Annotated in this window: 16 protein-coding genes; 7 read left to right on the top strand and 9 right to left on the bottom strand. The window is 51.1% G+C overall.

Annotation, left to right across the window (positions count from 1 at the left end; genetic code table 11):
* The first annotated feature begins 142 nt into the window (after nt 1–142).
* Nucleotides 143–2,551 (top strand): arylsulfatase, encoded by a 2,409-nt coding sequence (locus tag FPE01S_RS15810; RefSeq protein WP_046370038.1) that lies wholly within the window; start codon nt 143–145, stop codon nt 2,549–2,551.
* A gap of 15 nt (nt 2,552–2,566) precedes the next feature.
* On the opposite strand, the gene FPE01S_RS15805 is transcribed toward FPE01S_RS15810, so the two are convergent.
* From FPE01S_RS15805 to aspT, 3 genes are read right to left on the bottom strand one after another with little or no spacing between them, the layout of a single operon-like run.
* A complete protein-coding gene (locus FPE01S_RS15805; RefSeq protein ID WP_046370037.1) occupies nt 2,567–3,757 on the bottom strand; it encodes a porin in 1,191 nt (396 codons plus the stop codon).
* Nucleotides 3,758–3,778: 21 nt separating this feature from the next.
* Nucleotides 3,779–5,428, bottom strand: a complete 1,650-nt coding sequence (gene aspD / locus FPE01S_RS15800) for an aspartate 4-decarboxylase (protein ID WP_046370036.1) — start codon at nt 5,426–5,428, stop codon at nt 3,779–3,781.
* A 35-nt stretch (nt 5,429–5,463) separates the two neighbouring features.
* Nucleotides 5,464–7,158, bottom strand: a complete 1,695-nt coding sequence (gene aspT / locus FPE01S_RS15795) for an aspartate-alanine antiporter (RefSeq protein WP_046370035.1) — start codon at nt 7,156–7,158, stop codon at nt 5,464–5,466.
* A 205-nt stretch (nt 7,159–7,363) separates the two neighbouring features.
* Here aspT and FPE01S_RS15790 point away from each other — a divergent pair, with 205 nt between their 5' ends.
* The 5 genes from FPE01S_RS15790 (at nt 7,364) to FPE01S_RS15770 (ending at nt 14,304) form a co-directional block, all read left to right on the top strand.
* Nucleotides 7,364–8,449 carry a DUF1214 domain-containing protein gene (locus FPE01S_RS15790; protein WP_072054007.1) on the top strand — a complete coding sequence of 362 codons (1,086 nt, stop codon included), beginning with the start codon at nt 7,364–7,366 and terminating at the stop codon, nt 8,447–8,449.
* Nucleotides 8,450–8,571: 122 nt separating this feature from the next.
* A complete protein-coding gene (gene cls / locus FPE01S_RS15785; RefSeq protein WP_046370034.1) occupies nt 8,572–10,029 on the top strand; it encodes a cardiolipin synthase in 1,458 nt (485 codons plus the stop codon).
* Between the two features lie 200 nt (nt 10,030–10,229).
* Nucleotides 10,230–12,560 carry a beta-galactosidase gene (locus tag FPE01S_RS15780; RefSeq protein WP_046370646.1) on the top strand — a complete coding sequence of 777 codons (2,331 nt, stop codon included), beginning with the start codon at nt 10,230–10,232 and terminating at the stop codon, nt 12,558–12,560.
* Nucleotides 12,561–12,684: 124 nt separating this feature from the next.
* Entirely contained in the window at nt 12,685–13,497 is an 813-nt protein-coding gene (locus FPE01S_RS15775; protein ID WP_046370033.1) for an oxidoreductase, read from the top strand.
* 9 nt (nt 13,498–13,506) lie between these two features.
* A complete protein-coding gene (locus FPE01S_RS15770) occupies nt 13,507–14,304 on the top strand; it encodes a helix-turn-helix domain-containing protein (RefSeq protein ID WP_046370032.1) in 798 nt (265 codons plus the stop codon).
* A gap of 27 nt (nt 14,305–14,331) precedes the next feature.
* Here FPE01S_RS15770 and FPE01S_RS15765 read toward each other — a convergent pair whose 3' ends face one another.
* The 3 genes from FPE01S_RS15765 to FPE01S_RS15755 all read right to left on the bottom strand — a co-directional run bounded on the left by FPE01S_RS15765 (nt 14,332) and on the right by FPE01S_RS15755 (nt 17,997).
* Nucleotides 14,332–14,922 (bottom strand): YdeI/OmpD-associated family protein, encoded by a 591-nt coding sequence (locus FPE01S_RS15765; RefSeq protein ID WP_046370031.1) that lies wholly within the window; start codon nt 14,920–14,922, stop codon nt 14,332–14,334.
* Between the two features lie 99 nt (nt 14,923–15,021).
* The gene (locus tag FPE01S_RS15760) at nt 15,022–17,613 is read right to left on the bottom strand and encodes a bifunctional YncE family protein/alkaline phosphatase family protein (protein WP_083990295.1); all 2,592 of its coding nucleotides are present in this window, start codon (nt 17,611–17,613) and stop codon (nt 15,022–15,024) included.
* A gap of 30 nt (nt 17,614–17,643) precedes the next feature.
* Complete coding sequence (locus tag FPE01S_RS15755; RefSeq protein ID WP_046370029.1) at nt 17,644–17,997, bottom strand: hypothetical protein; 354 nt, start codon at nt 17,995–17,997, stop codon at nt 17,644–17,646.
* A 634-nt stretch (nt 17,998–18,631) separates the two neighbouring features.
* On the opposite strand from FPE01S_RS15755, the gene FPE01S_RS15750 reads away from it, so the two are divergent.
* Nucleotides 18,632–19,105 carry a DinB family protein gene (locus FPE01S_RS15750; RefSeq protein ID WP_046370028.1) on the top strand — a complete coding sequence of 158 codons (474 nt, stop codon included), beginning with the start codon at nt 18,632–18,634 and terminating at the stop codon, nt 19,103–19,105.
* On the opposite strand, the gene FPE01S_RS15745 is transcribed toward FPE01S_RS15750, so the two are convergent.
* The 3 genes from FPE01S_RS15745 to FPE01S_RS15735 form a co-directional block, all read right to left on the bottom strand.
* Nucleotides 19,102–20,940 carry an alkaline phosphatase gene (locus tag FPE01S_RS15745; RefSeq protein ID WP_046370027.1) on the bottom strand — a complete coding sequence of 613 codons (1,839 nt, stop codon included), beginning with the start codon at nt 20,938–20,940 and terminating at the stop codon, nt 19,102–19,104. The two genes, FPE01S_RS15750 and FPE01S_RS15745, sit on opposite strands and share 4 nt — an antisense overlap.
* A 96-nt stretch (nt 20,941–21,036) precedes the next feature.
* The gene (locus FPE01S_RS15740) at nt 21,037–22,632 is read right to left on the bottom strand and encodes a RagB/SusD family nutrient uptake outer membrane protein (RefSeq protein WP_046370026.1); all 1,596 of its coding nucleotides are present in this window, start codon (nt 22,630–22,632) and stop codon (nt 21,037–21,039) included.
* 17 nt (nt 22,633–22,649) lie between these two features.
* The gene (locus tag FPE01S_RS15735) at nt 22,650–25,736 is read right to left on the bottom strand and encodes a SusC/RagA family TonB-linked outer membrane protein (RefSeq protein ID WP_052956026.1); all 3,087 of its coding nucleotides are present in this window, start codon (nt 25,734–25,736) and stop codon (nt 22,650–22,652) included.
* Nucleotides 25,737–25,776: the final 40 nt, after the last annotated feature.

Here is a 25,776-nt window from a genome sequence, read left to right as displayed (position 1 = left end):
AATCTCTGCTGATCGGGTTGATTGATTATGCCTTTCCATTTTTTTGAGGTTCCGGGGCTTTTTTGGCGAAAATACCCCGACAGAAATGTCTATGAGCATAAAGTATCAGTTACTGCGAAATCAAGTGCTTTAATATCTTTTTATGAGAGCAATACCCAACTACGCCATCGCTTTTCTTTTACCTATTGTCCTGTTTGCCGCATGCAAACAGCCTTCCCAACAGGAAACCGCTACTACTACCGGAGCCGACAAAGTTGCCGGGGAATCTGACAGGACCATTCTGCCGGTAAAGGAACCAGCCCGCCAGGTTTTTACAGAACTTGATGCCCGGAACGCAAAGCCCCCCGTCCGCTTTGAAGTTAAAGCACCGAAAAGCGCACCGAACGTGCTGATCATCCTGGTTGACGATATGGGCTTTGGCATCCCGAGTGCCATGGGTGGTCCTGTTTCCATGCCCAACTCAGAAAGACTGGCAAAGGATGGTTTGACCTATACCCGCTTTCATACTACTGCCCTGTGTTCCCCCACCCGTATTGCCTTACTGACCGGCCGCAACCACCATTCCTGTAACATGGGCAACATCACTGAAGCTGCTACGGCATTTCCGGGATCAACCGGAATGCGTCCGCAGGACATAGCACCCCTTGCTGAAATGTTGAGACTGAACGGGTTTAACACCGCATGGTTCGGCAAATCGCACGAAACGCCTGCCTGGGAGATCAGTGTTTCCGGTCCCTATGACCGATGGCCGACACGCTCAGGCTTTGAAAAATTCTACGGCTTCCTGGGCGCAGAAACAAACCAATGGTACCCTGGATTATTTGAAGGGGAAACAAGAATTGAAACGCCAAAAGATCCTGCCTACAATCTCATGCCCGACCTGGCAGACCAGGCCATCAACTGGATAAGAGCGCAAAAATCACTAACCCCCGATAAGCCTTTCTTTACCTACTTTGCCCCTGGTGCCACCCACACCCCGCACCATGTTCCCAAAGAATGGATCGACAAGTACAAGGGGAAATTTGATGAGGGCTGGGATAAACTCCGCGAACAGACCCTGGAGCGTCAGAAAAAACTGGGAATTGTGCCGCAAAATACTAAGCTGGCGCCCAAGCCCAAAGACATGAAGGACTGGAACCAATATTCAGCATCGGAAAGAAAAGCGCTGGCCAGGCAAATGGAAATTTATGCAGGCTTTGCTGAATATGCCGACTATCATATCGGCAGGGTGCTTGATGCCATAGACAGCCTGGGTCAACTGGATAACACGCTGGTCTTTTACATCCTGGGCGACAATGGTGGTAGTCCTGAAGGGGGCGTCTCAGGGGGAAGTGAACTGGCCTACCTGAATGGCTCGCCGACAACCTTTGAGGAATACAACAAGGACCTTGAAAAGCAGGGCGGACCGCTTACCTATCCCCACTACTCTGCCTTCTGGGCAGTAGCTGCTGATTGTCCTTTTGCGTGGACCAAAGAGATAGCCGCGAACTTTGGCGGCACCCGCAACGGCATGATTGTCCGTTGGCCAAAAGGCATCAGGGCAAAAGGAGAAAAGCGCAGCCAGTTTTCCCATGTGATTGACGTCGCTCCCACCATCCTGGAAGCCTGCGGCCTGCCGGAACCCAAGGAAGTGAATGGCATTACACAGCGGCCGATAGAGGGTACCAGTATCCTTTACAGTTTTGACAATGCCGCAGCCCCGGAGCGGCACATGACGCAGTATTTTGAGATTACCGGGTCACGTGCCCTCTACCATGATGGCTGGGTAGCTGCTGCGATTCATAAGGAACCCTGGGCGCATCAAGCCCGGTCAACCCTTCAAAATGACCAATGGGAACTATATAACGTCAATGAGGATTTCAGCGAATCCACGGATCTGTCAGCGCAGAACCCGGCCAAGCTGAAAGAACTGCAGGATCTGTTCCTTAAAGAAGCTGAAAAATTCCACGTGTTGCCGCTGGATGACCGGACACTTGAAAAACTGAATGCTGCCATTGCAGGCCGTCCGGACCTGATGGGCGGGCGTACCAGTCTCACGGTTTACAATCATATGCCCGGCATGATGGAGAATGCGTTCATCAATGTAAAGAATGTTTCCTTCAGTGTTAGCGCAGATATCGATCAGTCAAAACCCTCCAATGGCGTGATCATCTGCCAGGGCGGTCGCTTCGGGGGATGGAGCCTGTATATGAAAGGCGGTAAACCCGTCTTCCATTACAACTGGCTGGGTAAGGAACGATATACTGTAGTTTCAAAAGAGGCAGCACCCAGTGGCAAAAGCACCATTCGCATGGAGTTTGCTTACGATGGTGGCGGTATTGGAAAAGGCGGCACAGTCACTATCTTCATCAATGACAAACAAGTAGCAACCGGCCGGATCGATAAAACACAGGCGATCATTTTCTCCGGTGATGAAACGGCAGATGTGGGCAACGATGACGCCACGCCTGTAACAGAAGACTATAAAGTGCTGGACAATGCTTTTACCGGAGGGATCAGCAAAGTGACTGTGACGGTAAAACCGGCAGAGAAGGCTACCGCGAAAAGGTAAACAGTTGGCCGATTTTTACAACACCGTCAGGGGTGAAGTGATGCCGAGCATCACCCGGCTGGTATTGTAATTTACCTGGCCGAGGGCGGTTTTCGCATAGTCGGTAAACTTGATGTACTGCCCCACATAGGTGGCGTAAAATTTAAGGTTGAAATTTTTTATCGGATAATATTCAACTGTTGGGATAACACCCCAGGAAGTGCGCAATTTAGAGGAGGTCACGGAAGGATCGGGAATATCATACCAATAGCCGGTACTCACCATGCCGATGATGGACAGTTTCAGTTGGGGCCGGAGCAAATAGGTAACCCTGAGCCAATGTTCAAAGTACCCGACATTTTTCGCAGCGTAACTAAAAAGGCTGTCCTTTACCAGGTCGCTGATGATGCCGGTGCGGTCCAGGTCCTGGGCGCTCCATTTGAAATCGTACTGGAACCTCCATTTACTGATCGTCAGCTGATTTCCCAGGGCGGTATAATACATGTTGACAGGCTTTCCGTTCTCTGTTGCTTCCTGGAAAATACTAAAGCTGTAAATCGTTTTAAACCTGCCGTCTGCAAAATTGCCGGACCAGTTTCCGATATAGGCTGCCGGGAACTTCGCTTCTGTTACCCCCGGTACGAAACCATATATCTCTCTATAAGTTTTGGTCCTTGAATTGAGCACCTGGGCGGTATAGGCATTTTTAGTGGACGGCGTCCAGGAAAACTGGACACCCGTTAAAAAATTGTCTGAGTTGTTGATGATATCGTTGTATTGGTATATATCGATGGGGTTCATATCGAATTCAAATCCACCCCAGTTTGCCGTCATCTTCCCGATCGTCACACTTGTTTTTTGGGAAATATTGTATCCTATGAAGGCCAGGTCCGTTGACCGGCTGACATTGTCCACCGATTGCACCTCTGGGTCTCGCGTATAGCGATCGCGGAAGCGGAAGAAGATTTTATCTTTATATACTTTGCCTTTTATTTCAAACCTGAACTGATTGATGGCAAACTGGCTGTTCACATATTCGCCATTCCTGAAATTATTGTTCAGTCCGGCCTGCACATTAAAGATGACATCCACATTGTTTAACAATTCCGCTTTTCTTACCTTGATCAATGGATCATTTTTGAACAAGGTATCCGTTTGTTTGTCCTGCTGCGAATGCCCCTGCAGGTGCAGCAGGATCAGTATACCAATAAAGCAGACCAGGCGCATATTCAACGATTGGCTGATTGTTTATTTTTGTGCACCCTCCTTCCAGGCGGTAACATACTCCATCAAAATTGCCCGGATATTTTTTCCGACAGCGAGGTAATCATCCGTGTCGAGATTTGCCAGCGACACCCGGATGCTCCATTCAGGACCGGCAAAGCCACCGCCATTGAGGAGTACCACGGAGGTTTTTTCCGCCAGCCGGAACAATACATCGACAGGGTCAAAATTTTCGACCAGCCACTTTGCAAATTCCTCCCCGTAGTAAAACTTTGCGGCCACCAGCACATCTATTTCGGAATAGTACCCGGCACGCGTCGGATCATCCGGGATGTCCACTTCGAGTCCCTCCCATAACAACTTCAGCCGTTGTTGAATGATGGATTGTGTCAGGGCTTTATACTCATTTTTTTGATCGAGCAGGCAGAAAGCAGCAAACAGCATCATCTGGAATTGCTGGGGCAGCGAGAGGCCGGCAGTATGGTTGAGTGCCACCTGACGACTGTCGGCAACCATCCTGTCGATGAATTTTATGGACTCCGGTGTAAGACTGATGGTACCGTATCGCTTGTTTAAGTCCTTCTTTTGCGCAGCGGACAAAGCAGCGATCTTTTTGTCGAATATATTTTCTTCATGAATCGCGATCGCGCCCAGGCGCCAGCCTGTACAACCGAAATATTTGGAGAAGGAGTAAACCGTAATCGTGTTGAAAGGGAGCACGGCCATCAGCGAGCGAAAGTTGTTGACAAACGTGCCATATACATCGTCGGTAATGATCATCAGCCCGGGATTGTCGTTTTTGACGATGGCGGCAATATGATCGAGGGTTGCTGATCCCATCGCAAAAGAAGGCGGGTTGCTGGGATTGACGACAAAAGCAATCTTTACCGCAGGATCCTTTAATTTGTCCAGTTCCGCATCCGGGTATTGCCAGGTATGGAACCCCTTGTCTCCCGTGGAACTTGCCTGGATATACACCACATCAAAGGCGTACCGGTCGAGTTCCGGGATTTCGACATAGGGGGTGAAGGTGGGGGTAAGCAGCGCAATTTTATCTCCCTTTTTGACGAGATAATTCTGCATGAGCGAATCAAAAATATAACACATTGCTGCGGTGCCGCCTTCCACGGCAAACAGGTCATAGTTGCCTTTGGATTCCGTTGTGCCGCACATTTCCTGCAGCAGGTAATCGTGCACCACCTTTTCGATCTGGGAAAGCATGCGGTCGGGAACCGGGTAATTAAAACCAATAACGGCCTCTATCCATTCGCGGATCCAGGCATCAGGATCGAACTTGTGTTTGTCCACCCCATAGCGGAAGGCCTGTTGCAGGAGGACTGCACCGGGAAGGGATTTGTTTTTGTCGATAAAGGCTTCAAATCGTTTAGAAACACCTTCCTTTTCCTGGACGATACCAGCGAGGATCCCATCTACGTCCATATTCCTGCGGCATTCTTCCAGGCCGAATTGTCCCGCGAGGAAAAACGCTTCGCGGGGAACGGTAGCGATCCAGTTGGGGTTACCGCGGCCGGCATTGAGCAGGGCGGCGGCTGACTTCTGTGCGTGCTCTTCGGCGAGTGCGATCAGCTGGTTTTTTATTTCAAAGGGACTGAGTGCGCGAAGTGATTTTTCTTCTGCACGGGTCGTTTTGATTTTCGAAATGTGCGTTGCCATAGTGGAACATTTACAGGTTGAATGTGACGGAGGGATCAGCGCATCAGGATAATGATGACTACCCCCCAGATGATGAGCAGGGTATTGCCGACAGCGTAGGTAACGGTATACCCCAGGGCGGGTGTTTTGCTTTTCACGGCGTCCTGGATGGCACCCAGCGCAGCAGTAGTGGTTCTTGCACCGGCAGCACAGCCCAGGGTGATGACGGGGTTGAATTTGAAAATAAATCTTCCGATCAGAACGGCCAATATCAATGGTATGGCGGTGGCGAGCGCACCAGCAATAAACAATCCCCAGCCGGCCTGCTGAAAACCTTCGATAAAGCTCGGTCCTGCGGTGATGCCGACGATCGCGATAAAAATATTCAGGCCGACGTTGTTCATGAACCATAATACGGGTTCGGGAACCCTGCCGAAGGTGGGATGCTGTCCTCTTAACCATCCGAAAATTAAACCGGAAATCAGGGCGCCCCCGCTGGTACTCAGGCTCAGCGGAACACCGCCAACATGCAGGGTGATTGCGCCCAGTAGGCCGCCCAGGAAAATACCGAGTCCTACAAAGATCATATCCGTGGTATTGGTGGGCCGGTCGGGGTAACCGATATGTGGCAGTGAGGCTTCCACAGCAGACCTGATGCCCAGTACTTCGATCATGTCGCCTTTCTGCAATATCGTATTGGGAAAAACCGGCATTTCGATGCCGCCCCGTTTGAGCGACCTGACTATTACCCCATGCATATAATCCTGTTGCCGGAGGTCAGCGATGGTTTTCCCGATAATTTCTTTCTGAACGATCAGCACGCTCAGTACTTCAACCGGAAAATTCAATAATTCGGTATCCAGTATTTCTGTTTCGTTCACTGCCTGGTAGTTCATCATGAATTCCCGCCTGCCACCGACTGCAATCACGTCATCTTTCCGGATGATCATATCCGGGGTGGTTTCGAGGATCTTGTTGTTTTGACGGACGCGCACCACAAACAATCTCCGGCCGTGTTGCTGCAATTCGGTTTCGATGGCGGCAACGGTTTTGTCGCACGCAAAAGATTGCGGCATGATCTTATAGGCATTATACTCTACCCGATCATAGGCAGAGGTAATGCCGGGATCGTTTCCGATGGCGTCACCGCCCAGTGTTCTTTCCAGTTCTTTTGCCTTTTCAACAATATTGCCCCCGAGTAACTTCGGTCCAAGGGAAGCCAAAACCCATGCGGATCCGGCGGTACCGAAGATGTAGGTGACGGCATAGGCAACCGGGATTTTATTGATCAGGGCCGCTTTTTGTTCAGCGGGAATATTGAGTTGATTGATGGTATCTGAGGAGACGCCGATGACTGCGGAAATGGTTTGAGAGCCCGCCAGCATGCCGGCGGTGAGTGCCATATCGTATCCCATTATTTTTCCGATAACCCAGGGGAAGATCAGGCACAGAACACATACCACCACGGCATACAACATCTGGGGAAGGCCGTCCTTTTTGAGTCCACCGAAAAACTGCGGCCCCACGCTGTAGCCGACAGCAAACAGGAACATCAGGAAGAAAACGGATTTTACGGCTGGGGCGATCTGGATATCGAGTTGTCCCATTAATACGCCCACCAGTAAGACGCTGGTAACTGTACCGAGGGAGAAGCTTTTGAACTTGAGCATCCCGATGGAGTAGCCCAGGGAAAGGGTGAGAAAGATGGCTAGTTCCGGGTATTGCCGAAGTACGCTGACGATCCAATCCATGTTATTGTTTTAGTTTTTTCAATCCGGCAGTTTCTTGCTGCCGTATAAAACTTAAACCAGACTGACCTTAACTCTTCAACAACAGGGGGAGCTGTATTTCGAATCCTAATTTAGGGAATCTATATTGAAATATATTAATATTTAATATTGGCGAAAACATCGGGTGAGGCTTGTCCTGTACTGGTTACCGGTAAAATTTAGAAAAATGAAACAACCATTTTTTCGACTTGCTATCGTGATTGCATTGGGAACACTCGGTTCCTGCAACCAGTCGTCGTCAACCCATGACACTACCGCGAAGGATTCGGGTGAGGTACAAACCGATACTGCGGCCGCATCCAATGCTGTACAGGTGACAGCTGACAATTTCGTTCGTGCGGAAACAGATGTCTATTTTGCCACTTCAGTGAAAGAGGCGGGAGGTATCGGCCAGTTTCACCATTATACCGAATTGATGCCCATCGACAACCAGACTGTTATCCGTGCCAACCGCGATGTGTTGTATTCTTCTATCGTTTTGGACCTCGACGCAGGTCCTGTAACCGCTATATTGCCCGATCCGGGGAAAGGATTTATGTCGATGATGTCTATTGATGAAGACCAGTATGCTGAAACCGTATATGCACCGGGCACTTTTACCTATACCAAAGATAAGGTCGGCACCCGCTACATGATGCTGGCGATACGAACCTTTATTGATCCCAATAACGAGAAGGACCTTGACCGGGTAAAGGCATTACAGGCAGCAATTAAGATAGAGCAGACGAATAAGGGGAGCTTTGACATTCCCAACTGGGATAAAGACAGTCAGAAAAAAATTCATGATTCACTGGTAGAGGTATCAAAATCGCTTCCTGATACCAAGGGCATGTTTGGTCCCCGGGGTCAGGTAGACCCCGTTCGCCACCTGATCGGCAGCGCCTCCGCCTGGGGTGGAAATCCTGAAAAAGATGCCATGTACCTGCCGGTAACGCCGCAGCATAATGATGGCAAAACTATCTATACCCTTAAGGTAAAAAATGTTCCGGTGGATGGATTCTGGTCCATCAGCGTTTACAATAAGGCTGGCTATTTTGAGAAGAATGACTATAATAGTTATTCGATTAATAACGTGACTGCCAAAAAAGATGCTGATGGATCAGTGACGATACAATTTGGCGGTTGCGACGGAAAAATCGCCAACTGTATTCCCATTACGGACGGCTGGAATTACTGGGTGCGGCTTTACCGTCCCCGTAAGGAAATACAGAATGGTTCGTGGAAGTTTCCCGAAGCAAAGCCCAAGAAGTAGAATAGTTATTTTCTTCAGGATATTATTGCTTATTTGTTTTAGCAAATAATAAAGTATTAATAGACAGAAAATATCTTTTAATCTGGCGGAACGGCATCCGGGAGGCTGTCTTCTGAGAGAACATGAAATGGACCATCCTGGCTGAAATCCTTTACGCACTGGTCGTGGTGCTGGTCTGCCTGCGCATCATCTGGGATACCCGCAGGCCCAGTAAAGCCCTCGCCTACCTGCTGCTCGTGATCTTTCTTCCGCTGGCCGGTATCTTTGTCTATTTCTCTTTCGGCATCAACTACCGGAAAAGAAAAATGTTTAGCAAGAAAATCCTGGGAGATGACGCGCTGGCAGACAACCTGCAACAGCATATCGTTCAATACTCCCGTGTCACCGCAAAGGAACACGCAGCCGCAGTCGCCCCGGCGGAATCCCTGGCCTGGCTGCTGGCGCGGGACAGTCTCAGCGCACTCACCGCCGGAAACGACGTGAAGCTGCTGATCAATGGCGAGGAAAAATTCCCCGAAGTGTTTGCCGCAGTGGCCGAGGCAAAACATCATATCCATATCGAGTACTATATTTTTGAGGATGACGACACCGGGCAACAGCTGATCCACGCACTGACCGAAAAATCAAATGAAGGCGTGACAGTCCGTTTCATCTATGATGATTTTGGCAGTCATGCGCTGAAGAAAAAAACCCTGCAACATATGAAAGCAGCCGGTATCAGGGTGTTCCCATTCTCTAAGATCAGATTCATTGCACTTGCCAACCGGCTCAACTACCGCAACCACCGCAAGATCATTGTGATCGATGGCTGCACCGCATTCGTCGGCGGCATCAACGTGAGTGAACGGTACGTGAATACCGATGCCAATCCTCAAAGACTTTTCTGGCGTGACACCCACCTGCGCATTGACGGTGCCGGCGCGTATTACGTGCAGTACCTCTTTCTCTGCGACTGGAATTTCTGCGCGAAAGATCACCTTCAGGCTTGTCCCGAATTTTTCCCGGATCCCGCACAGTTGCAGCAGAAAGGAAATGCGATCGTTCAGATCGCTGCCAGCGGACCGGACTCTGACCGTCCCACCATTCTCTTTGCCATCCTGCAGGCCATCAAACTGGCAAAGCAGGAAATTCTCATCACCACGCCTTATTTTATTCCCGGCGAAAGTATTCTTGATGCGCTGATGAGTGCATCCCTCAGCGGCGTACAGGTGAAAATATTGGTACCCGGAAAATCCGACTCCAGGGTGGTGAATGCTGCCGCCTGGTCTAACTACGGCGACCTGCTCAGAGCCGGTGCAGCAATCTACCTGTACCGTAAAGGCTTTGTACATGCGAAGACACTCGTGACCGACAACTCCGTCGCCATGGTGGGAACGGCGAATATGGATTACCGTAGTTTCGACCTGAACTTTGAAGTCAATGCCATCGTATATGGTGAACAGGCGGCAAAGGCATTGCGCGAAGTCTTTTACAGGGATCTTCAGGACGCAGAAAAAATAGATCCGGCCGCCTGGCGCAACCGTCCCGTAATGAAACAGCTGGGCGAAAAATGCGCGCGCCTGATCTCTCCTATGTTGTAACAACGCAGGAAATCCTTATTTCACTTTTATTTCCGGCACCGGTGGCCCACCAGGTGGATTCACCACAATTTTAAAAAAATCTTCTCCCGGCAATCGATTGTGTAACCCGAAGCAGGCACAACCGCTTTTCATTATTTTTATCCCTTCCTTTTTTTTTTTCAACGATTGCTCTGCCGGAACCATTGCCCAAACAAAAACTCATGAAACGTTTCTGCTTTATTCTTTTCGCATTGCTCCTAGCGATCACTGGTACAGCTCAGTTAACGAACAGCCCCAACGGCTTCGCCATTGCAGACAGCAGTTTTCTGCTGAATGGCCAACCTTATGTGATCCGCTGTGGTGAAATGCATTTCGCCCGGATCCCCCGTGAATACTGGCAACACCGGCTGAAGATGGCCAAGGCCATGGGCCTGAATACCGTTTGTGCTTACCTCTTCTGGAACCTGCATGAAACCACGCCCGGCAACTTCAACTGGTCGGGCGCAGCGGATGCCGCAGCCTTCTGCAAGCTCGCCCAACAGGAAGGGTTATACGTCATCCTTCGTCCCGGTCCCTATTCCTGCGCAGAATGGGAATTCGGTGGTTTCCCCTGGTGGCTGTTGCAGCAAAAAGATATCAAACTGCGCACGCAAGACCCTTACTACATGGAACGCAGCCGGCTTTACCTGAAAGAAGTTGGCCGTGTACTGGCGCCCCTGCAGATCACTTCAGGCGGGCCCATCATCATGACACAGGTGGAAAACGAATATGGTTCCTACGGGAACGATAAGGAGTATATCGGTAAGATCCGCGACTACATCTGGGAAGCCGGGTTTACCGTTCCGCTCTTCACCTGCGATGGCCCTTCCCAGTTAAAGCAGGACGTGCGGGATGAGATCTTCAGTGTGGTGAATTTCGGCGGCAATCCCGAAGCCAATTTCAAAGCGCTGCGCGAGATCCGGAAAACCGGCCCGCTCATGTGCGGAGAATATTATCCCGGCTGGTTCGATTCCTGGGGTACACGGCACCACACTGGTGCTATTGACCATGTGGTGAAAGAACTCGCCTATATGCTCGACCACAAGGCATCATTCAGCATTTATATGGTGCACGGCGGCACCAGCTTCGGACAATGGTCCGGTGCGAATTGTCCGCCGTTCCTGCCACAAACCTCCAGCTATGATTACGATGCACCGATCAGTGAGGCGGGGTGGGACACGGATAAATTCTATGCGTTGCGCAAGCTTTTTGCCGGCTACCTGCAGGAAGGCGAAACGCTGCCGGATGTGCCCGCCAGGAATGCCGTCATTACGATCCCGCCTTTCCGCACCACGGAGACTGCACCGGTATTCTCTAACCTGCCACCCTTTGTCACAGACGAGCATCCACGCAATATGGAAGCATACAACCAGGGTTATGGCAGCATCCTTTACCGAACTGCTTTGCCGGGCGGGCCCGCTACTACCCTGTTCATCCAGGAAGTGCATGATTTTGCTTTAGTATATGTGAATGGAAAAAAGATCGCCACACTCGACCGGAGAAGAAATGAAAACAGGGTCAGCCTTCCGGTAACGAAAAAAGGCGATGTGCTGGATATCCTTGTAGAAGCAATGGGCCGGGTGAATTTCGGCAGTCAGCTGCACGACCGCAAGGGCATTACGGAAAAAGTGATGGTGACGAATCCCGATGGTAGTACAAAAGACCTTGTCAACTGGAAAGTATACCCGATCGCGTTGAGTAACGATGGTATTCCTGGTTACGTAAAGTTCAAGGCGGGAACAACTACCCGGCCCGCTTTTCACCGCGGCAGGTTCCAGCTCACCAAAACGGGCGATACTTTCCTGGACGTCAGCAAATGGGGCAAGGGCCTGGTCTGGATCAACGGTCATTGCCTCGGGCGCTACTGGAATATCGGTCCCACGCAAACGATGTATGTACCGGGACCGTGGCTGAAGGAAGGAAGCAATGAAGTGGTGGTGCTCGATTATACCGGTGCTGTACAACCGATATTGGCGGGACTTGCAAAGCCGCTGCTGGATGACCTGAAAGAAACGGCGAAGCTGCGGAAGCACCGCAAAGCTGGTCAGTCCCTGGACCTTGCCGGGGCAGTTCCTGTGCACACCGGTGAATTTCCCGGGGGAATCGAACTGCAGACCATTCGTTTCGATGTGGCGCAGGGCCGTTATCTCTGCCTGGAAGCGCTGAATTCCCAACGCAATGAAGATCCGTTTACTACAGTGGCCGAATTGTACCTGCTGGATGAGCAGGGCCGGGAAATACCCCGTACACAATGGAAAGTGCTGTATGCAGACAGTGAGGAAGTGGATGGCGATGACGGAAAGGCCGATAACGTGTTTGACCTGCAGCCCACTTCTCTCTGGCATACGCAGTGGCAGGGTAATCAACCGAAACATCCGCATGCCATTGTGATTGATCTTGGTGGCAGCCATAAGGTGAGTGGTCTGAAATACCTGCCGCGGCAGGATTCGCCCAACGGCCGGATCAAAGACTACAAGGTTTACCTCAGCAAGACCCTTTTTAAAGGTTTATAGGATGTCAATTTCGTAACTGTGAAGCTTTTTTTATTGACCCGTTGAGCAAACCACTTTGGCCTGCTGGCAAAACCAGTGAGGCCCCTTCGCGTCTGAAATTTGTGTCATAATAAAAACATCAATTATGCGCAAAACAGTATTGATCACCGGGGCATCATCCGGTATAGGAAAAGCAACCGCCATCGCACTGGCAAAAGCAGGACATAAAGTGTACGGTGCCGGCCGCAGCACGGCCAGGATGCAGGGCCTGGCAGCGGAAGGTATCACGCCGCTGGCTATGGATGTGGCGGATGAAGCGTCGATCAGCGCCGCCGTGAACCGTATCATGGAAAGTGACGGCGCCATTGATATCCTGATCAACAATGCGGGATATGGGGAATTTGGGCCGATCGAGCAGATTCCGATGGATAAAGCCCGCTACCAGATGGAAGTCAATTTGATTGGGCCCGCCCGTTTGGTGCAGCTGGTGTTGCCCGCCATGCGGGCAAAAGGATGGGGGAAGATCGTGAACGTGTCCTCCATCGGCGGAAAACTGGCTACAGCTTTCGGTGGCTGGTATCATGCGAGCAAATTCGCGCTGGAAGGATGGAGTGATGCACTCCGGCAGGAAGTGAGGCCATTCGGCATTGACGTGATCGTGATTGAACCCGGCGCTGTCAAAACCGAATGGGGATCCATCGCGGTGGACAATATGCTGCTGCATGCAGAGGGGACCGCATATGAAACAGCGGCAGCAAAACGCCACAATGGTTTGAAAACAAGTGATGCCGCAGGTGCGGACCCGGTTGTGATCGCCGACCTGATCATGGAAGCGCTCACAGCAGAACGACCGAAAGCACGGTACGTTGGCGGAGCCTTTGCAGCGGAGCTGCTGGAATCCCGGAAAAACATGACCGATGAAGCTTTTGATGCCATGATCACCGAAATGCTGTCTTAATTTACAGTCGTGAGAAAGTCCGCCATATTATATTCCTGCTACTACCAGGGTACATTTGACCGCGAAAAAGTGGTGGAAGAGCACGCACTCACATTTATCCAGTCCGGCACGGTCCGCTTCACCACGCCTGATGGCCTTAAAAACTATCAGGCGGGTGATATGGTGCTGGTGAGCAGGAACCAGCTGGCGCGGGGTGAGAAATCGCCTGGCAGTTCCGGCGATCCGTTTAAATCTGTTACGATCTATCTTACCCAGGATGCATTGCGCCGCTATGCGGCGGAAAAAGGGATCGATGCGCTGCCACGGTATTCCGGACCGCGGATCCTGGGACTTACCCCTAATGCGTTTCTAAGCGCGTTCTTTGCTTCTCTCCTGCCCTATTACGATCACCCCGGGTCATTGACCCCGGCGCTCCAGGATCTGAAAACAACAGAAGCCATAGAACTGCTATTGTCCGCGGGACCAGCATTGCGGGGTTTGCTTTTCGATTTCAGTGAACCGCACAAGATCGACCTGGAATCCTTTATGCTGAAGAATTTTGAGTTCAATGTAGCGCTCACTGAATTTGCGCGACTCAGCGGGAGGAGCTTGTCCACGTTTAAAAGGGATTTCCAGAAAGCCTTTGCCCTGACACCTGAGAAATGGTTAAAAACGCAACGCCTCGAAAAAGCGTATTACCTGATAAAAGAAAAGCATCAGAAGGCCAGCGATGTTTATCTGCGTGTTGGGTTTGAGAACCTGTCGCATTTTTCAACCGCGTTCAAGGAGCTGTATGGGGTGAATCCTTCAGCGGTGGGCGAGCGATAAGAACGGGGGTGCTTTATATGCATTGTATCAAATGTTTCTCGTTCGGGAAAATGGTTTTGGCACTTTTTGCTGTATTGCTTCTGCCACAATTTCATCAATGCGTTTTTGCCGTGTTTCAGGGCGTTTGGCCAGTACCAGCCATTGCAGCAGCATTTTTTTGAGGGACTTGCTAAGCGTCAGGAAGTATTGCTTCGTTCCCTTGTGCTGCCGGAATGCCTTTTCAAGATCTTCGGGAATAGTCAGGTTTTCGACGGCATCCAGGAGGTTCCAGGAACCATTCTGCCTGGCAATTTCAATGCTTTTCAAACCTGCTTCAGCCATCCTGCCACTTTCGATCAGGCGCTCCACTTTGTTCTTGTTGATCCTGCTCCAGGTACTGTTTTTCTTTCGCTGACTGAAAAACTGGTGGGACGTTTCTTCATCGATTTTGATCTTCTTGCTGTCAATCCATCCAAAGCAAAGGGCAACATCTACCGCATCACTCCAGCTGATAGATTTCTTTTTGGCGTTCTTGGTATAACAGACCAGCCAGACTGCTTTGTGGATCTGGTGATTTTTCTCCAGCCATTTTCTCCAGGAAGCGACGCTGGTCGGGTGAAATACTGGTGTTGCTGTCATTCCGGCAAAATAAACCCGTTATATCACGAGGTAGGATAGAATCATCATTGTTATTTCAGCGCGTACCTGATAAAGTAAGAGAAGGTGTCTGTCCTATAGCTAATCGTCGTCATCTTTGGGTTCAACCTTTAATCCAAGCGCTTTAAGGCCTTTCTGGTGCGCGCCAAAATAGGCTTTGGGGAAAGGTTTGTCGCCGTGGATAGTGGACCAGACGTATTCACTGAACACCAGGGCATCCTTATCGATGAGGTCGGGCCTGGAGAAATCCATTTTCGCCGTGAGCGGTGCCAGGCGGGCCGTGGTTTTGCTGGTGAAAGCAGTTTTGGGTGGATTCATCTCATTGATGGGAATAGCAGGTTGAAGGCAGGTATAACCCGAATAATCCGGCAGTTGCTGAAAGCACTCGGACATTACCGGTGACGATGCCACCAGCTGGTTCATCGGTTGCACGCCAAAGATCCGGCAGATCGTATGCAGCACCGACGACTGGTTATAGAAGCGGCTGATTACCGCATCCCGCTTAACGTATGGACCCGCTACCATACAGATCGAGCGGTGCCCGTCCACATGGTCCGTACCACTTTGCGGATCATCCTCATTGATGAAGATCGCCATATCCTTCCAGAACAGACTCTTCGACAGCGCTTCTACTACCCTGCCCGTCGCCCAGTCGTTATCCGTCACGTAGGCCCGCGGCGTGGGATTCTTTTCACTGTATCCCGACGTATGATCATTGGGCAGGTAAATGATGATAAATTCCGGCAGGCTGCCAGCAGCTTCATATTCTTTCAGCGCCTGGATAAAGACGTCTGCCCGCACCTGGTCCGTGATGTTCATATTCCATCCGGGATATCGCAGGTCACTGTATTTCTCCAGGCTTTTCATATTGTAGACGCACTTGTACTGTGCAGAATCGTTCTTATTCATCCAGGACTCATAAACGTCAGTCCAGGTTTTGCCTTTGGTGATCTCCGCCAGGTCGGTTTCCCCGAAATTCCGGAAGGATATGCCTTTCCGCATCAGGTGATTCCAGATAAAACCGCAACCCGCGTAAGCGAGCGGGTCCGTTCCGAAATCATAGGCACAGTGCCCCATGGAAAAATCCTTTTCATGGTACGGTGTTGTAATGCCCTGAACCGCCCAGTGGTGGCCGTCACTGGAGTTGACGCCATTACAATAGTAGTTGTCGAGCAGCACAAACTGGCGGGCCAGCGCATGCGTGTTGGGCGTGGTGGTTTTTCCGAACTCCACGAGACCAGGGTCGCAGTTGCCTTTCCCGAAATCACCCAGCACCTGGTCAAATTTTTTATTCTCCTTGATGATGTATACCACGTGTTTGATGAGCGACGGCTCGCCGGGATTGTCGGGCACCGGTTTGGCGACTGCATTGGGATTGGCAGCAGCCTGGGCTCTTAACAGGTCGATATAGTGAAAGCCTTTGCGCGCAGCTGCCGTATAGGTTTCGGCTGCAGCCTTGCTGGCGGGGAGCTCCACTTTCTGCATTTCTCCTCTTGTGGCAGTTACATTGCCGATAAAAAGGTTGTTGCCCGCAACATTGACTGCCCCGGGGAAGCCGCCGGCAGCAATAAAACCATACGGTGTTTTGCCTGGCTGCTGCACATCAATGAGCGCAATGGAATTGTTGCCGGCATTGGCAGCGAGCAGGGTTTTGCCGTCTTCAGTAAAGCACAGCCCGGTAGTAAGACTGCCATAAGGAAGTGCAGGATCCGGTTTCGTATTGATGGTCTGCACAACAGCGAAGGTTTTTGTATCGATCACGCTGATGCCGTCGCCACTGTCGTCCGTTACATACAACAATTTACCGTCAGGGGACAAGGCCATTGCTTCGGGCTGGATGCGTGTGGTGATGTCAGCAATTGCTTTTCTTGATTTGATATCGATAACGGTTACGGAACCGCGCAGCGCGACGGAACGTTCATCAACAGCAACCGGGCTTCCGGCAGTTGTTTCTGTGCGGTCATTCTTGCCAGGGTGCGGTCCGCCGAAATTGCTGACAAAAGCCAGTTTTTTGTCTTTGGAGATCACGACAGCATAAGGACAAACGCCAACGGGGATCGTGGTGAGCAGGGTGCCTTTCGCCAGGTCTACCACGGCAATACGATTGGCTATTGCCAGGGCGACGAACGCGATATTGTTGCTGCACAACCCGATGCCCAGCGGGTTAGTGTTCTTTTTGTTGAGGGACAGGTCGATCTTCCGGATGAGGGTAAATTTTCCTGACGGGCTCACATTACCCACGTAGAGGTTCTTATTCAGGCCGGTAAAATAAATCGTGGAATCATTGCTGTTCACCGCGAGGCCGTTCATGGAACCGGCTTCCTTATCCTGGTAGTCGAATGCGTTAAGGGTGTTGAAACTGGCGGCATCAATAAAATACAGTTGCCGGTTGGCTTTTGCAATGAGCAGTTTTTTATGGTGGGCGAATTCGAGGTTGAGTACACGTTTGGCGGATTCATAGTCTGAGGGTTTGGGTAAGGTCAGGCTTTGTCCCGCTGGTTGAAGTAAGTGCCCATTTGGTAGGAGGTCTTTCCCTGCAAGCTGATTGCTCCAGGCTGTATCAACCGGTTTACGGATGTCTATCCTGTGTTCAGGGATATTGGCGGTGTCCTGCGCCGGAGAGATTTCGAAGGCCAGCAAAAGAAAGGCAGCCAATAAGCACTTTGTCTTCATGCCTAAATATATTGAACAATCCGGACCGGATTACTGCCGGTTGAGAAAGTGGGCGGCCAATACGCCCAGTGCCGCGCCGGCGAGTCCGAAGGCCCAGGATCGCCATTTCGGCAGACGCAAAGGTTGGCTGCTGGTTACTGCAGTGCGTTGTTGCTGCAGTGCCTGGTATTCATAACCGCCATTGATCAGGAATTCAATACCATGAGCAGTGGGCTGGTAAACCCTGGCGCCATTGACGATGTCTGTTTCAATGATATGTCCGTCGGCAAATACTTCCTGGGCGATGATGATTTTGTGCCCACCGGCACAGGAATCTTTTATGGGCAGATTGCCTGCCATGATGACTTCAAACAGCAGTTTATTGAGTTCGCGTGGTGTGTACACGATCAGGGGCGGTTAAGGTTTATGAAAATGGGCCTTTACAAATTAGCGCAGTTTGGCAAAAACTGCAATCAACGGGAAGATTAAATATTGGAGCACCAATTTTAATCCGGAAACCCGTTAATGGAGTTTACGAAGAAAAGGCACGTACGGTTGCGCTCACGCGAACTTTCTGCTCCTAACAATTCAATGTTTGACTGGTGAATTGGGTCTGTTATTCTATTCCATGGATTTCGGCACCGGGGCAGCATCGGGGGGCTGTTTTTTCAAAAAAGCGCAAAATACAAAAACCGAGTGAAATGAGCCACCAGACTGCATTGTACAACCGTATATGTACTATCCGTTTACAAATGGTTCGATTATGCGTGTAAATTGCCAGGTGTGAAATCGGGAAAATCGGGATACCAGTGGCTGGGCGCCAGAATAACCAGCATGTTCATTAGTTGTTCACAACCGTATAAATTCATGAAACGCAGGCTGGTGGCTCATTTCACTCGATTTTACATTTTACTCAATTTCAGAAAGGCATCCTCCTACGCTAAAGCTACTGCCTACACTAAAGCTACGGCAGTCAAAGACGGGCGACAAGGCACTCCTTCACTTTGACTTTGGAAATGTAGTACCTTCAATTGCGATCATGGAAAGGCAATTTACCCAACACCTGGCTGACAACCTGCTCAGCTTTGCAGAAGGCGGGAACTGGACGGATGTTTCATTGCTGGAAACATTGCAAACGGTTTCCCTGGAGGAAGCATTGACCGTTACGCCCGGATCGCCGAATACCATTGCGGGCCTGGTGAGCCATCTCCTTTACTGGAACCAGATCCTGCTGCAACGCCTTGCGGGTGAAAACCCGGAAATCCCTGACAGCAATGGTTTTGACCTGCGGATCCCCGGCAATGAAACGGAATGGCAGGACCTCATCAGGGAAGCCCATGAGTCGTTCAAAGCGCTGGGTTATGCCATGGAGGAATTTCCTGAACAAAATCTGGACACAAATACCAAAGACCGGCATTCCACTTATCGCCACAACTTCTTTGGCATCGTGGAGCACGCCTATTACCACCTGGGGCAGATCGTCATCCTGAAACACCTGGTCAAGGCGCATTAATTTATACCCAAAGCCTTCAGCATTTTTCCGAACAATGCCGTGTTTTCGTAAACACCCTGGAACAATTGTGCCTGTGGTCCATAGGCAAATACGGGTACGGGCATTGCGGTATGATGCCCGGTCGCAAACTGCCCGCTGATGGAGCCGGTGCTGTAATTGCCATCCAACAACGATAACCCGCCGGTTTCATGATCGGCTGTAACGATCACCAGTGTTTCTCCATTGGCGTCGGCAAATTGCAGGGCCCTTCCAACCACTTCATCGAAATCGATCACTTCTGTGGCCACATAAGGCAGGTTATTTCCATGTCCGCCATAATCGATCTGTGCGCCTTCGGTCATGAGGAAAAAGCCGGATTCTCCGGAACCAAGCACCTGGAGCGCTTTGCTGAAGGCATCCGGCAGCCAGTTGCCGCGCTGGCCCAATACTGAACGCCCGGCGCGGTCATCCAGGACCACCCATTTAGAAACGGTTTTCAGAGGAACACTGTCGATTGAAGTGGTGACGTGAAACTGCTGATCTTCCAATTGTTTCTGTATGGCTGGCGTAAAACTTTTGTTGCCGGCGCCCCATACGAACTGTACGGGCGAGCGGCCCAGGTCAGTGAAGATCGCTGCGGAACTGTCGCGATCCATCCGGTGCGCATAAAAGTCCGCCGGTGTGGCATCGGTAATATCGCCGCAGGTCACGAGGCCGGTCCTGATCTTTTTCATTGCCAGGATCATTGGCAGCAGGGTGAGTGGTGCACCGGTATGGTCAACGCCCACATAACGGTTGTTGGTCTTTTCCCCGGAGGAAAAGGCGGTTGAACCCGGCGCAGAATCCGTTACAAAATTGTCGTGCGAACTCGTTTTCGACAGGCCGATATGTCGCATCCGGAAAACATTGAGTTGCCCCTTGTTGGCCGTGTAGCCGGCATACCATTGGGCGAGCCCGGTGCCGTCGCCGATGAGGAGGATAATGTTTTTGACCTTCCGGGTAGCGCCATCGCTTTTGTACGTGGGCTGATAGGCGTGGTTGCTGAAGGTGGACGTGAAACTGGTGGCACCCAGCTTATCCAGGAAGGCCGCCATATCGCTGATCCGGTCGGTATTGATGAAATCCACTTTCAGGTCCATGAACTGGTACCAGGCAGTAATGGAATCCGGTGCGTTCCAGAAACGGATGGGTTTGCCAAGGCTGTGGCTGCGCTGAATACTTTGCTGCAGCCGCTGCAATTCGGTTTCGGGGATACTGCTTTTATAGCCTTTCCATGCTGTGTAGTTGCGAAGGTTATCGCTGAACAGGGCAACCTTTGTGAGGGCATTAGTCGTGTAGGTTTTGTTCAGCTCTCCGTCGAACCAGATAAAATCCGGGTAGGTGTTGAAGGTCGCCGGATCGGGACGATTGCCCGAGATCACGCATTTAAGCGTTTTGCAGGCGGTGAGATCCGGATATTGACGCAACAAGCTGACCAGTTTTGCCAGTGTGGGTATGGCTTCGGTCTTGATATCAATCAGCAACTGCAATGGTTTGCCGGGGTCAGCATATACATGCCCGTTATGTTCCCGGATACCGTTGGCCAGAGGTTTCAGGTACAGTGCTTCCAGCGTTCTTTGCTGTTTTACGCCTTCCCGGTCGTGTGCCACGATCAGCTGATCGCCTTCCAGGAAAATATCTGCTTCAATGGAACCGAAACCTGCTTCATAGGCCGCACGGAATGGCACGGCGTTCTCGTAGTCATTGTGCGAGTGGGCATTGGCGGTGGAATAGTTCACGGGCTGTGCGAAGGCGGATGATATTGCCAGCACAAAAATCAGCGGAAGAAGCCTGTACGTGGGGAAGAGCCTGAACATGTAAATACGTTTGTAGTTGCAAATTAAGAAAAGAGAAAAGGCTGCCGGCAAGCGACAGCCTTTTAGTTGATCAAAGGAAAGTTTGTTCAACATCTATTACCAGCCTGGCGTCTGCTTATACACGCCGTTACTTTTGGAGATCTCATCGGGATTGATCGGCCAGGCCATATGTTTGGCAGGATCAAAATTCCGCGCGGGCCAAACGGTCTGGATCGTATAGTTGGAAGCCGGATCGGTTTTATTGTCGTGTATGCGGCCATGCAACGGCGCATTGATCACGGCATAATCCCCCCAGCGTTTCAGGTCCTGCAGGCGATCGGTCCATTCGCAGGCCAGCTCGCAACGTCGCTCGCGTTTAAGATCCGCCAGCGTGGGGGTGGTAATCGGCGCCAGTCCCACCCTTCCGCGCACTTCATTGAGCGGCTCAGCAGCAGCAGCGGCTTGTCCCTGCTGGAGCAATGCTTCCGCCTTGAACAGCAACACTTCGGCATACCGCATTAAAGGTAAGTTCAGCATCGTAGTGGGGTAATCACCGCTCTGGTTAATCTTGGTATTGGAGCTGGCTACGCCATCTGATCCATAGCTATACGGTTCCATGTATTTGTTGATCTGGAAACCGGAGAGGCTGTTGGTGGAGAAATATTTTCTTTGTTCACCAAAGAAGGTGAAATCGTCTCCAAATTTCAGGATGGTCACTTCGCGGCGGGGGTCTCCATTTTCGTAGGCTTCATATAATTCTTCTGTCGGCTGGAAATAGCCCCAGCCATTGTATACGCCCCACCCTTTGTTTTCCAGTACTACGCCCATAAATTCAGAGCCACCCTGGGTACCGGAAGTGACGGACCAGATGTATTCGCTGCTCCAGTTGTTATCGATGGAGAAAACAGCTTTGTAGTTGTCCTTTGCAGTGGGTTTGCCGGTGATCAGTGCACGGTGGCATTCGTTTTTGATCTGGTCAGCGATCGCAGGGATCTGTGCCCACTTGCTGTTGTCGTATTGCGCCCAGTAAGCGTAGGTTTTCACGAGATAACCCAGCGCTGCAGCTTTGTGTGCGCGGCCCTGGTCAGCAGGACCATAGGTTTCAAACAGGGGCAGCAGTTCAGCAGCTTTCTGCATGTCGCTGGCGATGATCGCATAGTTGTCTTTCACCGAAGGCAGTTGCGGTGCGATGCGCTTGCCATATTCGCTGTTTTCAATACCATCATAAGGAACACCCTGTTGTTCGTGGCCCCAGAGATAAGCAATCCAGAAATGGATGAACCCGCGCATGAAATATGCTTCGCCCAACGCACGCTTCCGGAAATCTTCGGAAACATTGGTGGCCTTCTGCACCCCATCGATGGCAGCATTGGCATTGGCGAGGGAAGTATACAGATCGTTCCAGGGACCGGTCATGTATCCTTCGCGGCCGGAGCAGATAAAGTTTTTGATGTTCTCGCCATCGGCCTTGGAGCGGCCTACGATGAGATCGTCACTGGCATTCTGCATCCAGAAGAGGTTTCGTCCCCAGGTGGATTCAAAACGCATGGAAATGTACAGAGACGCGATACCTTTTTCCACATTCGATTCACCATCCCACAGATACGCGAGTGAAGGTGCGCCATTGGGTTTTGTATCCACCCAGTCTTTTGAACAGCCTGTGCCGAGTAGTGCAAGCACGAGGACCAGCGAGAAATATTGTAAACGTTTCATGTTAGCACTTTTGAATGTTATAAAGAGAGTTTTACACCGGCAGCAAATACCCTTGACACGGGGAATTGTCCGCCGTCAAGGCCGATACCGCCCACTTCTGGATCCATACCGCTGTACTTGGTGATCGTGATGAGGTTATCACCGCTCAGGTACACGCGCATCGTGGCGGTCTTGAACACTTTCGGGAAATTGTAACCGATCACCAGGCTCTTCAGGCGGAGATAATCGCCGTTCTCGAGGTACCAGTCGGATGGTGTCTGGAAGTTCTTGTTGGCATCACTTGCGGAGATGCGCGGAATATTGGAACCCGTGTTGGTGGGTGACCAGGCATCGAGGATCTTGTCCCAGCGGTTGTACCCCTGCTCGGAAGCATTGAGAGTGGATTCTTTAAACGCGTTGAAGAGTTTCACACCGCTTACACCCTGCCAGAACATGCTCAGGTCAAATCTTTTCCAGGTGACGTTTGCCGTAAAGCCATAGGTCAGTTTCGGGAAAGAAGCGCCCATGTACACGCGGTCCTTGTCGTCAATCTTGCCGTCGTTGTTCTGGTCCACAAATTTCAGGTCGCCGGGTTTGGCATTCGGCTGAATAAGTTCGCCATTGGGACCTGCATGATCGGTGATCTGTTTTTCATTCTGAAAGATGCCATCCGTTTTGATCAGCCAGTAAGAGTAATAAGGCTGTCCCACAGCGGAACGGTAAGGCGCGATGGTTCCCCTCCAGGCATCCGTATGCTGCCATACGGATGCCGGGTTGCCGTCGATGTATTCCACCCTGTTCTTCAGCGTGGCCACGTTACCGCTCACTACATATTTTACATCCCTCACATTACCCGTATAAGTAGCAGAAAATTCATAACCGGTATTGCGGATCTTACCCTGGTTGATATAAGGTGGGGCGATGCCCATTGTACTGGGCCAGGAAGTCATAGGATTGATGAGATTGTCGGTGAGCTTGTCGAAATAATCAAAAGTGAATGACAGTTTTTCTCCGGGGAGAGAGAGATCGAGGCCGAGGTCTTTCTGCTCTGATGTTTCCCAGCTCAGGCTCTGGTTGACCGCACTGGCCATATACAGTGCGTTGGACTGTGGCGCCCCGTTGCCGATCTGGTAAGTATAATCCGGTGTAAGAGTCGGGTAGCCATAGTAGTACCTGACAGAACCGATATTGCCTATCATTCCCCAACTGGCCCGCACTTTCAACAACTCAATCGCGCTGAAATTAAAAAATGGTTCAGAACTAACCTTCCAGGCAGCCGTAACACCCGGGAAACCTTGTCCGCGGAAGCCATCTCCCAGCCTGCCGGCGAGATCATAACGGTAGCTACCGGTTACAAAATAGCGGTCTGCCCAGCTATAGGAAACTCTCCCCACATACGACACATTTCTATCTTTAATTTCCCAGTCGCTCGGACGCAGGTCGGTGAAGTTGCCGGCATTGACGAGGAACTGCGCCCAGTTCGCTTCATTGTCGAAGGTTTTCGCAGCGGCAGTGAAGCCCCGGTCAGAAAACTCCTGGGCGGTGGTGGAGGCCATGGCGCCAATGTTATGCCGGCCAATTGTTTTGCTGTAATTCAGGGTGTTTTCCCAGATCCAGTTATACGTTTTGCCCGTAGAATAGGACAGCGTATTCTGATCATTCGGCTTACCGGGTTCGGTACGTCGTGGTTCAAAATTCTTGTAGAGGGAAGAACCCTGGCGGTAGGAGAAGCGGGTCAGGAAAGAAAGCCCTTTCACGATATTGGCTACCCGCAGTTCGGATACTGACTGGATGTCGGTGCTCCGGTCATAGGGTTTGTTGCGCAGCAAGGTGGCCACCGGGTTCACCACGTCCCCATGAATACCGAGGTAGTCGGAGTTCCTTGGACCTACACCGCCGAAAGTACCGTCTTCGTAATAGGGCGTTGCTGAGCGCGGCATGTAGATGGCGGAAAGAATGGTTCCTGTATAACCACTGGAAGTTTCTGTTCCACGGCTGTCGTGGTTGTTGATGAATAGTTCCTGTTTGAACTTGAACTTTGAATTGAAGGAATACAACGCATTGAAGCGTGCGGAGAGATTCTTACTATAGGTATTGATCAGTGTTCCCTGGTTCTCTTCATATCGACCCTGGAACAGGGTGGAGAATTTTTCGGAACCTGCATTCACCGTAACGGTATGGCGTTGTACGAGGGCGGTGCGGAAGATCTCGTCTATCCAGTCAGTACGGGTAACCTGCGCATCGGGATTGATGGAAGCATTCCAGCCGTCCAGCGGGGCTTGACCGGCGTTGGTGAAGGCCAGGTTAGACACTTCTGCTTCTTTATCTGCCGTGAGGGACTGCGGGGTTTTCCAGGCTTGTTTCATGCCCACGAAGCCGGCATATTCCACACTGGGTTTGCCCTGCTTCGCCTGGCGGGTGGTGACGAGGATAACCCCCGCAGAACCGGAGAAAGCGCCGTAAATAGCTGCGGAAGCCGCATCTTTGAGGATCGTCATGCTCACCACATCAGCCGGGTTATAGGGCGCATTGGGAACGCCATCCACTACGAAGAGCGGGCTTTCGTTGCCGCGGGAGCCCTTCCCCCGGATCACGATCTCGGGCGTGGAGTTGGGGTGTCCGCCATTGCTGACCACGGTCACGCCGGCTACCTTTCCCTGGATCATGTTGGCCACATCCAGTACTGGTCTTTCCTGGATCTGCTGCATATCGGGCACTTCGGCCACGGCAGCGGAAAGATCTTTCTTGCGCATGGTGCCATATCCTACCACCACGATCTTGTCCAGCTCAGCGACCTTATTGCGCAGGTTCACGCTGAGCGAAATGCGACCGCCTTCCTTCATTTCATAACCCGGAAGGGTATCGGTCAGATAGCCTACATAACTTACGATAAAACTGTAGCCTGTTCCCGCTGGAACATTGCCGAAAGTAAAGAGACCTTTTTTGTTGGTTGTTGTGGATTGTTTGAAATCACCTGCCGGTTGTTGCAGTTGGATGACGGCGCCTTCGAGCGCTTCACCTTTTTCATTCCGGATAATACCGGTGGCGGTGTTGTTGCTGAGCTGCGCGGTTAGCCGGGATGCGCCCGCGCAGAGCACCAGCAGGAAGATTAGCAGTCGCTTCATAAACTGGTTGGTTTTGATTTTTGGGAAAAGGATAGTATGC

This window comes from Flavihumibacter petaseus NBRC 106054, from assembly GCF_000974785.1.
GTDB classification, from domain to species: Bacteria; Bacteroidota; Bacteroidia; order Chitinophagales; family Chitinophagaceae; genus Flavihumibacter; species Flavihumibacter petaseus.
Note: the sequence above shows the minus strand (reverse complement) of the source record. Positions and strands in the feature narration are given on the sequence as shown.